Origin of the sequence: Enterobacter sp. YSU, assembly GCF_016082135.1 — a bacterium.
Taxonomy (GTDB): domain Bacteria; phylum Pseudomonadota; class Gammaproteobacteria; order Enterobacterales; family Enterobacteriaceae; genus Enterobacter; species Enterobacter hormaechei_C.
Window position 1 is genome coordinate 2763302 of record NZ_CP059487.1, and the last position, 14356, is coordinate 2777657.

Genomic DNA, 14356 nt, shown 5'->3' on the forward strand with positions numbered 1-14356 from the left:
TCGGCGATGGCGCAATTCTACTCTGCAAAACGACGCGTGACGACGCGTCAGATCATAACTGTTGAAGCCACGGACCTCGATCCTTTTGGACAGGGGGTGGCGCGTCACAAGGGTAAGACACTGTTTATCACAGGTTTGCTGCCAGGAGAACGCGCAGATATTACGCTGACGGAAGAAAAACGTCAGTATGCGCGCGGTCAGGTCAAGCGCCGTCTTAATGATAGCCCGGAGCGCGTGATGCCTCGCTGCCCCCATTTTGGCGTCTGCGGTGGCTGCCAGCAACAGCATGCCAGCACAGAATTACAGCAAAAAAGTAAAAGCAGCGCGCTGGCCCGCCTGGTCGGACACGACGTGAATGACATCATTGCCGATCGGCCCTGGGGCTACCGTCGCCGCGCTCGCCTGAGCCTCAGCTACCAGCCCAAAACCGAGCGGCTGGAGATGGGTTTTCGCAAAGCCGGCTCCAGCGATATCGTCTCTGTCACGCAGTGCCCTGTTTTGGTGCCCCATCTTGAGGCGTTGCTCCCGGACGTGCACCACTGTCTTGCATCACTGGATGGCGTGCGTTCGCTGGGCCATGTCGAACTGGTGCTGGCCAACAGTGGCCCGCTGATGGTACTGCGCCACACCGCGCCGCTGTCAAAGGCAGATCGCGAAAAACTGGAACGCTTTTCGCATTCTCATGAGCTTGCGCTTTTCCTCGCGCCGCAAAGCGAGATACTTGAGCAGGTCAGCGGAGAAGCGCCCTGGTATGCGTCAGACGGGCTACGCTTAACGTTCAGCCCGCGGGATTTTATCCAGGTTAACGACGGCGTGAACCAGCAGATGGTGGCGAACGCGCTGGCGTGGCTGGACGTACAGCCCACTGACCGGGTGCTCGATCTGTTCTGCGGTATGGGGAACTTTACCCTGCCGCTGGCCCGCAAAGCAGCAAGCGTGGTCGGGGTGGAAGGCGTTGAGGCGCTGGTGGTGAAAGGCCAGGAAAACGCCCAACAGAACGGCTTGCAAAATGTGACATTCTTTCATCAAAATCTTGAGGATGATGTTACTCAGCAACCGTGGGCTAAGCAGGGCTTTGATAAGATCCTGCTCGACCCGGCGCGCGCAGGTGCGCCGGGCGTGATGCAGCATATAATTAAACTCGCGCCTGAACGCGTGGTCTATGTTTCCTGTAACCCGGCGACGCTTGCCCGTGACAGCGAAGCATTATTGAGCGGGGGTTACCAGATTCGACGTCTGGCAATGCTGGACATGTTCCCGCACACTGGTCATCTGGAATCGATGGTGTTGTTCGAGCACATCTAATGAGTTTGGCTTGTCGACTTCGACAGGCCCTTGTCCCTAAAGGAGAGGACGATGGTTGCGGTAAGAAGTGCACATTTAAATAAAGCTGGTGAGTTTGACCCTCAAAAATGGATCGCAAGTCTGGGGATTTCCAGCCAGCAGTCGTGTGAACGCTTAACCGAAACCTGGGCCTATTGTTTACGCACAACGCAGGGGCATCCGGACGCTGAACTGCTGTTGTGGCGCGGCGTGGAGATGGTTGAAATTCTCTCCATGCTGAACATGGATATCGAAACGCTACAGGCCGCACTGCTGTTCCCCCTGGCGGACGCCGACGTGGTGACGGAAGACGTCCTGCGTGAAAGCGTCGGCCAGTCCGTCGTGGCGCTTATCCACGGCGTGCGTGACATGGCAGCCATTCGTCAGCTTAAAGCCGCGCAAACGGACTCTGTCTCTTCCGAGCAGGTGGATAACGTCCGTCGCATGCTGCTGGCGATGGTAGATGATTTCCGCTGCGTGGTTATCAAGCTGGCCGAACGGGTTGCCCATCTGCGTGAAGTGAAGGATGCGCCGGAAGACGAGCGCGTCCTGGCCGCTAAAGAGTGTACGAATATCTATGCGCCGCTGGCGAACCGTCTCGGTATCGGGCAACTGAAGTGGGAGCTGGAAGATTACTGCTTCCGCTATCTGCATCCGGCGGAATACAAACGCATTGCAAAATTGCTGCACGAACGCCGCATTGACCGCGAGCACTATATCGAGGAATTTGTCAGCGGGCTGCGCCAGTCGATGAAAGAGGAGAATGTGCGCGCCGAGGTCTACGGGCGTCCAAAGCACATCTACAGCATCTGGCGCAAAATGCAGAAGAAACATCTCGCCTTTGACGAGCTGTTTGACGTGCGCGCCGTACGTATCGTGGCAGAGCGTCTCCAGGACTGCTATGCCGCGCTGGGGATAGTGCATACTCACTTCCGCCATCTGCCGGATGAGTTCGATGACTACGTCGCCAACCCCAAACCAAACGGCTATCAGTCTATTCATACCGTGGTGCTCGGCCCTGGCGGCAAAACGGTGGAAATTCAGATCCGTACCAAACAGATGCACGAAGACGCCGAGCTGGGCGTGGCGGCGCACTGGAAATACAAAGAGGGTACCTCCGGCGGCGGTCGCTCCGGTCACGAGGACCGTATCGCCTGGCTGCGTAAGCTGATTGCGTGGCAGGAAGAGATGGCCGACTCCGGCGAAATGCTCGACGAAGTGCGCAGTCAGGTCTTCGACGATCGCGTCTACGTCTTTACCCCGAAAGGGGATGTTGTTGATTTGCCGGCAGGCTCCACGCCGCTCGATTTCGCCTACCACATCCACAGCGATGTGGGGCACCGTTGCATCGGGGCGAAGATCGGCGGACGTATCGTACCGTTTACCTACCAGCTCCAGATGGGCGATCAGATTGAAATCATCACCCAGAAGCAGCCAAACCCAAGCCGCGACTGGCTGAATCCGAACCTCGGTTACGTTACCACCAGCCGTGGGCGCTCTAAAATCCACGCCTGGTTCCGCAAGCAGGATCGTGACAAGAACATCCTTGCCGGTCGTCAGATCCTGGACGACGAGCTGGAACATATCGGGATAAGCCTGAAAGAGGCGGAGAAGTTCCTGCTGCCGCGCTACAACTTCAACGAGCTCGACGAACTGTTAGCGGCGATTGGTGGCGGCGATATCCGCCTGAACCAGATGGTGAACTTCCTGCAAGCGCAGTTCAACAAGCCAAGCGCAGCGGAGCAGGATGCGGCGGCGCTGAAACAGCTCCAGCAGAAAACCTACGCTCCGCAGCAGCGCAGCAAGGACAATGGCCGCGTGGTGGTTGAAGGGGTGGGTAACCTCATGCACCATATTGCCCGCTGCTGCCAGCCGATCCCGGGAGACGATATTGTCGGCTTTATCACCCAGGGGCGTGGGATCTCGATTCACCGCTCCGACTGCGATCAGCTTGCAGAGCTGCAATCGCATGCGCCGGAACGTATCGTGGAAGCCGTCTGGGGGGAGAGCTACTCGGCGGGTTACTCGCTGGTGGTGCGCGTCACTGCCAACGACCGCAGCGGCCTGCTGCGCGACATCACCACCATTCTCGCCAACGAGAAGGTCAACGTGCTGGGCGTTGCCAGCCGCAGCGATACCCGCGAGCAGCTTGCCACCATCGATATGACTATCGAAATCTATAACCTTCAGGTGCTGGGCCGCGTACTCGGCAAACTGAACCAGGTGCCGGATGTGATTGACGCGCGTCGTCTGCACGGCGGCTAAACATCCTCTTCTGTAGGCCGGGTAAGGCAACGCCGCCACCCGGCTCAGGCATTTAATGGAATCTGTTATGACTCAAATCGACCGCCTGCTTGGCATCATGAAACGCCTGCGCGACCCGGAAAACGGCTGCCCGTGGGATAAAGAGCAGACTTTCGCCACCATTGCGCCTTACACGCTGGAAGAGACCTACGAAGTGCTGGACGCGATTTCGCGCGAAGATTTCGACGACCTGCGCGGTGAGCTGGGCGACCTGCTGTTCCAGGTTGTGTTCTACGCGCAGATGGCGCAGGAAGAGGGGCGCTTTAACTTTGACGATATCTGCGCCGCTATCAGCGACAAGCTGGAGCGTCGTCATCCGCATATTTTTGGCGATGCCTCCGCAGGCAACAGTGCGGAAGTGCTGGCGCGCTGGGAGCAGATAAAAAGCGCCGAACGCGCTGAAAAATCCCAGCACTCGGCGCTGGACGACATTCCCCTGAACCTTCCCGCGCTGATGCGCGCGCACAAAATTCAAAAGCGCTGCTCGGCGGTAGGGTTTGACTGGAACTCTCTCGGCCCGGTGCTGGAAAAAGTGCACGAAGAGATCGACGAAGTGATGCATGAAGCGCAGCAGGCCGTTGTGGATGAAGCAAAGCTGGAAGAGGAGATGGGCGATCTGCTGTTTGCGACCGTCAACCTTTCGCGCCACCTCGGTGTAAAAGCGGAAACCGCCCTGCAAAAAGCGAACATTAAATTCGAGCGACGCTTTCGCGAAGTTGAGCGGATTGTGGCCTCGCGCGGCCTGGAAATGAGCGGGATTGACCTCGACGCGATGGAAGAAGTCTGGCAGGAAGTAAAACGCCAGGAACATGATCTCTAACGAGATTTTGCGATCAAGCGCAATTTGTGTGATTTTTTAAATGACAAGCGCTTGATTTGCGTCAAAAACATTTACCCAAAAGGGGCTATTTTCTCACTCCTTATGTTTGTCATGGCCTGGAGTGGAGACGGAGAATGAAAGTTTGTGGCGCTCGTCGTGTTCGGGTATACTACTTTCCCGTCCTGGTTATTCCATCGTTTCACCCTAACTTCTCAGGTTCAGCATGACAACGAACTATATTTTTGTGACCGGCGGGGTCGTATCCTCTCTGGGTAAAGGCATTGCCGCAGCCTCCCTCGCAGCCATTCTTGAAGCCCGTGGCCTCAATGTGACCATGATGAAACTGGATCCGTACATCAACGTCGATCCTGGCACCATGAGCCCAACCCAACACGGGGAAGTGTTCGTTACTGAAGACGGCGCTGAAACCGATCTGGATCTTGGCCACTACGAGCGTTTCATCCGTACCAAAATGACCCGTCGTAACAACTTTACGACTGGCCGTATCTACTCTGACGTTCTGCGTAAAGAGCGCCGTGGTGACTACCTGGGCGCGACCGTGCAGGTCATCCCACACATCACTAACGCCATCAAAGAACGTGTCCTTGCCGGTGGCGAAGGGCATGACGTTGTGCTGGTTGAAATCGGCGGTACCGTAGGGGATATCGAATCCCTGCCGTTCCTCGAAGCGATTCGTCAGCTGGCGGTAGATATTGGTCGTGAGCACGCGCTGTTCATGCACCTGACGCTGGTGCCTTACATGGCAGCAGCAGGTGAAGTGAAAACCAAACCGACTCAGCACTCTGTTAAAGAGCTGCTCTCCATCGGTATTCAGCCTGACATCCTGGTTTGCCGTTCCGATCGCGCGATTCCGGCGAACGAACGCGCGAAAATTGCATTGTTCTGTAACGTGCCTGAAAAAGCCGTTATTTCAATGAAAGATGTCGATTCCATTTATAAAATCCCGGGCCTGTTGAAATCACAGGGTCTGGACGATTATATTTGTAAACGATTCAGCTTGAACTGTCCGGAAGCTAACCTGTCTGAATGGGAGCAGGTGATTTACGAAGAAGCCAATCCGGGCGGCGAAGTGACTATCGGTATGGTCGGCAAGTACATCGAACTGCCGGATGCCTACAAGTCAGTTATCGAAGCGCTGAAACACGGTGGTCTGAAGAACCGCGTCTCTGTGAACATCAAGCTGATTGATTCACAGGATGTGGAGACGCGCGGCGTTGAAATTCTTAAAGATCTGGATGCTATCCTCATCCCTGGCGGCTTCGGCTACCGTGGTGTTGAAGGCAAGATCGCCACTGCACGCTATGCGCGTGAAAACAATATTCCATACCTCGGTATCTGCCTGGGTATGCAGGTTGCGCTGATTGAATTTGCGCGCAACGTAGCGGGAATGGAAAACGCGAACTCTACGGAATTTGTGCCAGACTGTAAGTACCCTGTTGTGGCGCTGATTACGGAATGGCGCGACGAAGACGGTAACGTCGAAGTCCGTACCGAGAAGAGCGATCTGGGTGGCACCATGCGTCTTGGCGCACAGGCCTGCCAGCTGTCCGACGATAGCGTGGTACGCAAGCTGTACGGCGAGCCGGTCATCACCGAGCGCCATCGTCACCGCTATGAAGTCAACAACATGTTGTTGAAACAAATTGAAGCTGCGGGTCTGCGTGTTGCGGGCCGTTCCGGGGATGATCAGTTAGTCGAGATCATCGAAGTGCCTAACCATCCGTGGTTCGTGGCCTGCCAATTCCACCCGGAATTTACTTCAACGCCGCGTGACGGGCATCCGCTGTTTGCAGGCTTCGTGAAAGCCGCCAGCGAGTACCAGAAGCGTCAGGCGAAGTAAAAAAAGTTAGAACGGCAACGCGTACCTTTGGTACGCGTTGTTTGTCTGGAGTTTTAGTTTAACTTGTACTGAGGAAAATCTAATGTCCAAAATCGTTAAAGTCATCGGTCGTGAAATCATCGACTCCCGTGGTAACCCGACCGTTGAAGCTGAAGTTCATCTGGAAGGTGGTTTCGTCGGTATGGCAGCGGCTCCATCAGGTGCTTCTACAGGTTCCCGCGAAGCGCTGGAACTGCGTGATGGCGACAAATCCCGTTTCATGGGCAAAGGCGTACTGAAAGCGGTTGGCGCTGTTAACGGTCCTATTGCTCAGGCTATCGTTGGCAAAGATGCTAAAGATCAGGCTGGCATCGACAAGATCATGATCGATCTGGACGGTACTGAAAACAAATCTAACTTCGGTGCGAACGCAATCCTGGCCGTTTCCCTGGCGAACGCCAAAGCGGCAGCGGCAGCTAAAGGCATGCCACTGTTCGAGCACATCGCTGAACTGAACGGCACCCCAGGCAAATACTCCATGCCTGTACCAATGATGAACATCATCAACGGTGGTGAGCACGCAGACAACAACGTTGATATTCAGGAATTCATGATTCAGCCAGTTGGCGCGAAAACCCTGAAAGAAGCGGTACGTATGGGTTCTGAAGTGTTCCACAACCTGGCTAAAGTTCTGAAAGCTAAAGGCATGAACACGGCTGTTGGTGATGAAGGCGGCTACGCGCCAAACCTGGGTTCTAACGCAGAAGCACTGGCTGTTATCGCTGAAGCGGTTAAAGCAGCAGGCTACGAGCTGGGCAAAGACATCACCCTGGCGATGGACTGCGCAGCATCTGAATTCTACAAAGACGGTAAATACGTTCTGGCTGGCGAAGGCAACAAAGCGTTCACCTCTGAAGAGTTCACCCACTTCCTGGAAGACCTGACCAAACAGTACCCAATCGTTTCTATCGAAGACGGTCTGGACGAGTCTGACTGGGATGGTTTCGCATACCAGACCAAAGTACTGGGCGACAAAATCCAGCTGGTTGGTGACGATCTGTTCGTAACCAACACCAAGATCCTGAAAGAAGGCATCGAGAAAGGCATCGTTAACTCCATCCTGATCAAATTCAACCAGATCGGTTCTCTGACCGAAACGCTGGCTGCGATCAAAATGGCGAAAGACGCTGGCTACACCGCGGTTATCTCTCACCGTTCTGGCGAAACTGAAGATGCTACCATCGCTGACCTGGCTGTTGGTACCGCTGCTGGCCAGATCAAAACCGGTTCTATGAGCCGTTCTGACCGTGTTGCTAAATACAACCAGCTGATTCGTATCGAAGAAGCGCTGGGCGAAAAAGCACCTTACAACGGTCGTAAAGAGATCAAAGGCCAGGCATAAGCCTGAACCTTCGTTCTTATGAAAAAACCCGCTTCGGCGGGTTTTTTGTTTTCTATAGCAGAAGCGGCAACGTGGCGCTTGCCGTTTGCTGGCTAACGTCACCGTAATGGCTGTCTACTGCAATAAGGGAAGTGGTTAGCAGTTCAACCAGCAGCATCACGCCAACCTTGGCGTTGAGCGCACCCGCGCTCAGCGGTCCCTCTGGCTTGGCTGCAACCAGCTGTAAATCGCTCAGGGAGGCCAGCGGGCTGCGGGGCGTATTGCTGAGCGCCAGTACCTTAACGCCGCGCTTGCGGGCGAGTTTCACCACGTGAAGCAGATCCCGTGTAGAGCCGGAACTTGAGATGGCCACCACCAGCGTCTCTTTCGAGAGCGTCGTCGCATTCATGGCGGCGCGATGCATATCGCTAAACAGCTGTGCAGGTTTGCCGAGTCGCAGCAGCTTGTAATGCAAATACTCCCCCAGAATTGCGCTGGCCGCCACCCCGTAAATTTGCACTGACTGCGCCTGATGCAGGGCCAGTGTCGCCTGTTCAAGCTGGGCCCGGTCGAGGAGTTTTGCGGTATCTTGCAGCGCCTGGACAGACTCATCCACCACGTTATCTATTGCATCTCCTGCCTGACGCTCTGGCAAACCCTGCTGAATATCCAGCGCAAGCGCCATTTTAAATTCGTTATATCCCTTACAGCCCAGCGTGCGGCAAAGGCGTGTGACGCTGGCCTCGCTGGTGCCGCTTTCACGCGCCAGCTCGGTGATCGTCAGGTAGAGCACTCTGGCAGGATCGTTGAGGACAAACTCCCCCAGTTTTTGTTGCGTTGGGCTGTACCCGGAAGCCTCCTGGCGTAGCTTCAGCAGCAGGTTTTCATGGTCCGACATGCTAGATCCTTAATGCGTTTCTCTGCCAACTAGTGTGGCGGAAAGCGGGGGAGAGATGCCAGTCATTTCGAAAAAGTATGATCGGTGTCCTGGTTTTTGGTGGTAATTTTCACAATTAAAAATATATATGGTAAAAATTTTCATCAATAACCAGGGGGATAAAAAAATGATGCAAATGTTCAGCGGAGCGTCTTCCGGCGGATGGTTTGAAAAAGCGCAGCGCTTCGGCAAATCCTTTATGTTACCCATCGCCATACTGCCCGCAGCAGGTCTGTTGCTGGGGATCGGCGGGGCGCTATCGAATCCAAATACGCTTACTGCGTATCCATTTTTAGACGTTGGCTGGCTACAGGCCATCTTTACCATCATGAGCAGCGCAGGCTCGATTGTGTTTGCAAACCTGTCGGTACTGTTTGCTGTTGGGGTCGCCGTTGGGCTGGCGAAAAATGATAAAGGCACGGCAGGGCTGGCGGCGTTGCTCGCTTATCTGGTGATGAATGCCACTATCAATGCGCTGCTGATCCTGACCGGAAAACTGGCGCATGAGAACCCGGGCGCCGTAGGGCAGGGCATGACGCTGGGTATTCAGACGCTTGAAACGGGCGTGTTTGGTGGGGTAGTTATTGGGCTGGTGACCTGCGCACTGCATCATCGGTTTAATAAAATTGCGCTTCCGCAATTCCTGGGCTTTTTTGGCGGCTCACGCTTCGTTCCCATTATCAGCTCACTGGCGGCGATACTCGTCGGCGCGCTGATGACCGTGGTCTGGCCGCATTTTCAGAAGCTGATCTTTGGCCTCGGCGGGCTGGTGGATGCCACCGGCTATCTGGGGACTTTGCTGTACGGCTTCATCCTGCGCATGCTTGGCCCGTTTGGTTTGCACCACATCTTCTATCTTCCGTTCTGGACCACCGCACTTGGCGGCAGTGAAATTGTTAACGGTCACCTGGTTGAGGGCACGCAGCGGATCTTCTTCGCCCAGCTCGCCGACCCGAACACGCAGCATTTCTATGAGGGCACGTCGCGCTTCATGTCCGGGCGCTTTATTACCATGATGTTTGGTCTGCTCGGCGCCTGCCTTGCGATGTACCACACGGCCAGGCCGGAGAACAAAAAGCGGGTTGCCGGGCTGCTGCTCTCTGCGGCGTTAACCTCATTCCTGACGGGAATTACCGAGCCCATAGAGTTCTCATTCCTGTTTATTGCCCCGGTGCTGTACGTCATTCATGCGCTGTTTGACGGGCTGGCGTTCATGCTCGCGCACATGCTGCACATCACCATCGGACAAACATTCTCCGGCGGGTTTATTGATTTCGTGCTGTTCGGCATTTTGCAGGGGGAAGCGAAAACTAACTGGATGTTCGTCCCGCTGGTGGGCGTACCGTGGTTCTTCCTTTACTACTGTACCTTCCGCTATCTGATCAAACGTTTTGATTTTGCCACGCCGGGCCGTGAAAAGGAGGCGTTGGCTGACGAGGCTACCCTGCCGCAAAGCGAGCGCGCCGCGGCGGTGATCGCCGGGCTGGGAGGAAAAGACAATCTGGATGACGTTGACTGCTGCGCCACGCGCCTTCGCGTCACGGTGAAAGACGGTAGCAAAGTCAATGAATCTGCACTGAAAGCGACCGGCGCCCGCGGCGTAATCGTCCGCGGCAACGGTGTCCAGGTCATCTATGGCCCGCACGTCACCATTATTAAAAACGAAGTAGAAGAGATCTTATCGTAATGAAAACTGTACTGGATAACCTGAAAGGAAAACTGGTCGTCTCCTGCCAGGCGCTGGAAAACGAACCGCTGCACAGCCCGTTTATTATGTCGCGAATGGCGCTGGCGGCGGCCCAGGGCGGTGCCGCTGCGATCCGCGCCAATAGCGTGGTGGATATCGAGGCTATCAAAGGGCTGGTCTCACTGCCGGTAATCGGCATCATCAAACGAGACTATCCGGACAGCGAGGTGTTCATCACCGCAACGCTCAAAGAAGTGGATGAGTTGATGGCGGTCGCCCCGGACATTGTTGCGCTGGATGCGACCGCCCGGAAACGGCCCGGTGGCGGATCGCTGGACATGCTGATCGCGCAGATCCGCACCCGTTACCCTTCGCTGCTGCTGATGGCGGATATTGCCACCGTGCAGGAGGCCGTGGCCGCGCAGGTGCTGGGGTTTGATTGCGTCGGAACCACCCTTTACGGTTATACGGCGGAGACTGCGGGCCATTCGCTACCGGAAAATGACTGCGCGTTTTTGAAAGAGGTGCTGTCTGCCGTCACGATCCCCGTGATTGCTGAAGGTAACGTGGATACGCCTGAACGCGCGGCCAGGTGTCTGGCGCTGGGGGCGCACACGGTTGTCGTCGGCGGGGCGATCACCCGACCACAGCAAATTACGGAACGGTTTATGGCGGCAATTGGCGCGCAAAGCACCGATGGAGCATGATCATCTGACGGGGATCTGCGATACTTATCGTTTATCCCCTTAACAGAGTTGACTATGCAGTACCCGATTAACGAGATGTTCCAGACCCTGCAAGGCGAGGGTTACTTTACCGGCGTTCCCGCTATCTTTATTCGTTTACAGGGATGCCCGGTTGGCTGCGCCTGGTGTGATACCAAACATACGTGGGATAAGCTCGCAGATCGGGAAGTGTCGCTGTTCAGCATTCTGGCGAAAACCAAAGAGAGCGATAAATGGGGCGCGGGCAGCGCGGAAGATCTGCTTGCCATTATTAGTCGTCAGGGCTGGACGGCGCGGCATGTGGTGATCACCGGCGGGGAACCCTGCATTCACGATCTGATGCCGCTCACCGAACTGCTCGAGAAGAACGGCTATAGCTGTCAGATCGAAACCAGCGGCACCCATGAAGTGCGCTGCTCCCATTCAACGTGGGTTACGGTTTCACCAAAAGTGAATATGCGCGGCGGGTATGACGTACTGTCGCAGGCGCTTGAGCGTGCTGATGAGATCAAACATCCGGTGGGGCGCGTGCGTGACATCGAAGCGCTGGATGAACTGCTGGCGACGCTGACGGACGAAAAGCAGCGCGTGATCGCGCTACAGCCTATCAGCCAGAAAGACGATGCGACCCGTCTGTGCATTGAAACCTGTATCGCCCGCAACTGGCGGCTGTCGATGCAGACGCACAAATATCTGAACATTGCCTGATACTTTTGTGGCCCCGCTTAACGCGGGGCTTTTGTTGTTGGCAGTAAAGCCCAGGTCACGACTGCCGACCCAAGGCAAATCGCACTGTTGAAAAGCAAGGCATACTGCGCGGCACTGGCCGTTCCCATCGGCAGCCATAGCGCGTACAACGATGCGGTGACCGCGATACCCATTGCGCCGCCCAGGGAACTGCCCATCTTATAGATCCCTGAAGCCACCCCCACTTTGTTTTCAGGGGCATTCATTACCGCCGTGTCCGTTGAGGGCGTGGCGTAACATCCGAGCCCCAGCCCGAATAAAATATTGCTCAGAAAAACGGTAACAATGTAGACCTCTTTGCTTAAGAAGGTGCATGAAATCAGCGAAATACCTGTTGCGGTCAGCAGCGGGCCGGTCATCATCGGCAGCCTGGCGCCATAGCGCTGAAGCAGTTTTTCACCCACCCGGATCATCGCCAGTACGGTAACCAGATACCCCAGCGTCATCATGCCTGTCTGTAGTGGTGACAGATGATGGCCTTGCTGCAACCAGATGCTGGCGATCATCATGGTGCCAATGCAGCCGTTGAGCAGGAAATTTGAGAATACCGAGGCGCTATAGGCCCGGTTTTTAAACAGGGCGAAATCGATCAGCGCCGCATCGCCTTTCCGCCGCCCGGTAACGATAAAGCACATCAGTGCAATCACGGCTCCACACAGTACAAGAAGCGATAAACTGCTGCTCCAGCCCCAGCTGTGTCCTTTGCTGATAAACAGATTGAACAGCACCAGCATAAGGACAAAACTCACCAGGCCGCTGATATCCAGTTTGTGTCGACACGCATCAGGGCTGCGGCTTTCCGGCGTGGCGCGGATAAGCAATAGCGCGACCAGCGCTACCACCATCGACAGAATAAAAATCCAGCGCCAGCCCAGCGTGGTGGCGATGGCGCCTCCCACAAGCGAGCTCAGGCCACTCCCGCCCCATGAACCGATAACCCAGAAACTGATTGCGCGCTGGCGTGCTTTACCTTCATACCAGGTTTTAATCAGCGCCAGCGTGGCGGGCATAATGCAGGCCGCTGATAGCCCCTGTATCGCTCGTCCCAACAGAAACAGGACGGGCTCCCATGAAATGAACAGCAGACCACTCCCGGTCATGCTCAGGATCAGGCCAATCATGGTCAGGCGCATGCGCCCAAACTTATCGGCAAACCCACCGCAGGCGACGACAAAACAGCCGCTGAACAACGCGCTAAGGCTGACGGCCAGCGTAAGGGTTTCGAGGGCAATATCGAGGCTATTCTGCATGGCCGGAACCACGTTGATAACCGACTGGGCAAACAGCCAGAATGTCAGAACGCTCATGACGATACCCGCCAGCAGCCGATCGTTACCGGCGTAGGCGGATGCGCCTGTCAGGGAAACGGTACTCATAGTGCAGCCCTCCCGGGAAGGTGCGAATCAGCGCAGATAGTGTTCGGCCAGTGCGGCCCACAGCGCCGCGCCGGTGAGGAGAATGTTGTCGTTAAAGTCGTAGCCCGGGTTATGTACCATGCAGCGGTCAGGCTCATCCCCGGCGCCAAGCGTGAAATAGCAGCCATTGGGATTTTTCTCGAGCATGAAAGCAAAGTCCTCGCTGCCCATAAACGCATTGACCTCCGCGACGGCATCCTGACCGAACAGATCGGTGGCGACGCTGCGCACCATCTCGTTGGCTTGCGGATTGTTTTTCAGCACCGGGCTGCCGTTAATGTGTCGAATGGTGGCCGTCGCATTGAAACTTTCCGCCTGTGCAACGGCGATATCATGGATACGCTGTAGCACGGTTTGCCGCACGCGTTCATCCAGCGTGCGTACGGTAAGTTTCATCAACACTTTGTCGTTGATAATGTTAGGGGCGTGCCCGGCCTGAATGCTGCCTACGGTAACGACGGCTGGCTGGAAGGGGGTAATGTTGCGCGAAACAATGGACTGCAACGCGATAGTGATATGACAGGCAACCAGGGTGGCGTCAACGGTATGTTCTGGCACCGCGCCGTGACCACCCACGCCGTTAACCTCAATATGAAGGGTGTCGGAAGAGGCCATCATGGCGCCATCGCGCAGACCAATTTTTCCGAGGGGCTGTGACGGCATATTGTGCAGACCAAAGATGTGGTCGCAGGGGAACAGGTCAAACAAACCGTCCTCTACCATAACGCGTCCGCCATACAGAAGTTCTTCCGCGGGCTGAAAAATAAGGTGCAGCGTGCCGTTAAAATTGCGGGTGCGTGCCAGGTACTCCGCTGCATACAGGAGCGTTGTTGTGTGGCCGTCATGACCGCAGCCGTGGAATTTACCCTCAACGGTACTGCTCCACGCCTTGCCGTTGTTTTCCTGCATTGGCAGCGCATCCATATCGGCGCGCAGACCCAGGCGTTTATGCCCGTTACCCACCTTCAGTGTGCCGACCACACCGGTTTTCGCCAGGCCGCGATGAACCTCATATCCCCATTCCTGAAGCAGCGCTGCAACGCGATCGCTCGTGTTGTGCTCCTCAAAACCAATTTCAGGATGCTGATGAAAATAGTGACGTAATTCAGTGAACCGGGCTTCGTTGCCACGCAGAGCTTCGATAATTGGATGTGTCATTTTTGTTATCCTTTTTCTG

The 14356-nt window shown here is 55.7% G+C and carries 11 protein-coding genes; 8 read left to right on the plus strand and 3 right to left on the minus strand.

Features of this window, described 5'->3' with window-relative positions; genetic code table 11:
- The first annotated feature begins 6 nt into the window (after positions 1-6).
- From rlmD to eno, 5 genes are all read left to right on the plus strand, one after another.
- Positions 7-1305, plus strand: a complete 1299-nt coding sequence (gene rlmD, locus H2Z33_RS13435; RefSeq protein WP_015571727.1) for a 23S rRNA (uracil(1939)-C(5))-methyltransferase RlmD — start codon at positions 7-9, stop codon at positions 1303-1305.
- A 51-nt stretch (positions 1306-1356) separates the two neighbouring features.
- Positions 1357-3588: a GTP diphosphokinase gene (gene relA, locus H2Z33_RS13440; protein WP_003862722.1), complete on the plus strand. Its 2232-nt coding sequence runs from the start codon at positions 1357-1359 to the stop codon at positions 3586-3588.
- A gap of 67 nt (positions 3589-3655) precedes the next feature.
- On the plus strand, positions 3656-4447 hold the full coding sequence (mazG, locus tag H2Z33_RS13445; protein ID WP_017382826.1) for a nucleoside triphosphate pyrophosphohydrolase: 792 nt from the start codon (positions 3656-3658) through the stop codon (positions 4445-4447).
- Positions 4448-4670: 223 nt separating this feature from the next.
- A complete protein-coding gene (gene pyrG, locus H2Z33_RS13450; protein ID WP_003862718.1) occupies positions 4671-6308 on the plus strand; it encodes a glutamine hydrolyzing CTP synthase in 1638 nt (545 codons plus the stop codon).
- 82 nt (positions 6309-6390) lie between these two features.
- Positions 6391-7689 carry a phosphopyruvate hydratase gene (gene eno / locus H2Z33_RS13455; protein ID WP_006811784.1) on the plus strand — a complete coding sequence of 433 codons (1299 nt, stop codon included), beginning with the start codon at positions 6391-6393 and terminating at the stop codon, positions 7687-7689.
- A gap of 52 nt (positions 7690-7741) precedes the next feature.
- Here eno and H2Z33_RS13460 read toward each other — a convergent pair whose 3' ends face one another.
- On the minus strand, positions 7742-8566 hold the full coding sequence (locus H2Z33_RS13460; RefSeq protein ID WP_015571725.1) for a MurR/RpiR family transcriptional regulator: 825 nt from the start codon (positions 8564-8566) through the stop codon (positions 7742-7744).
- A 166-nt stretch (positions 8567-8732) separates the two neighbouring features.
- Between H2Z33_RS13460 and H2Z33_RS13465 the strand changes: the two genes are divergently transcribed.
- From H2Z33_RS13465 to queE, 3 genes are read left to right on the plus strand one after another with little or no spacing between them, the layout of a single operon-like run.
- Positions 8733-10292 (plus strand): maltose/glucose-specific PTS transporter subunit IIC, encoded by a 1560-nt coding sequence (locus tag H2Z33_RS13465; RefSeq protein WP_017382825.1) that lies wholly within the window; start codon positions 8733-8735, stop codon positions 10290-10292.
- On the plus strand, positions 10292-10999 hold the full coding sequence (locus H2Z33_RS13470) for an N-acetylmannosamine-6-phosphate 2-epimerase (RefSeq protein WP_047741221.1): 708 nt from the start codon (positions 10292-10294) through the stop codon (positions 10997-10999). The genes H2Z33_RS13465 and H2Z33_RS13470 overlap by 1 nt, the downstream gene beginning before the upstream one ends.
- A gap of 54 nt (positions 11000-11053) precedes the next feature.
- Entirely contained in the window at positions 11054-11725 is a 672-nt protein-coding gene (queE, locus tag H2Z33_RS13475) for a 7-carboxy-7-deazaguanine synthase QueE (protein WP_015571722.1), read from the plus strand.
- A 17-nt stretch (positions 11726-11742) separates the two neighbouring features.
- Here the strand turns inward: queE and H2Z33_RS13480 are convergent, their stop codons facing one another.
- Positions 11743-13140 carry an MFS transporter gene (locus tag H2Z33_RS13480; RefSeq protein ID WP_063136083.1) on the minus strand — a complete coding sequence of 466 codons (1398 nt, stop codon included), beginning with the start codon at positions 13138-13140 and terminating at the stop codon, positions 11743-11745.
- 27 nt (positions 13141-13167) lie between these two features.
- Entirely contained in the window at positions 13168-14337 is a 1170-nt protein-coding gene (locus tag H2Z33_RS13485; RefSeq protein ID WP_045328182.1) for a M20 aminoacylase family protein, read from the minus strand.
- Positions 14338-14356 lie beyond the last annotated feature (19 nt).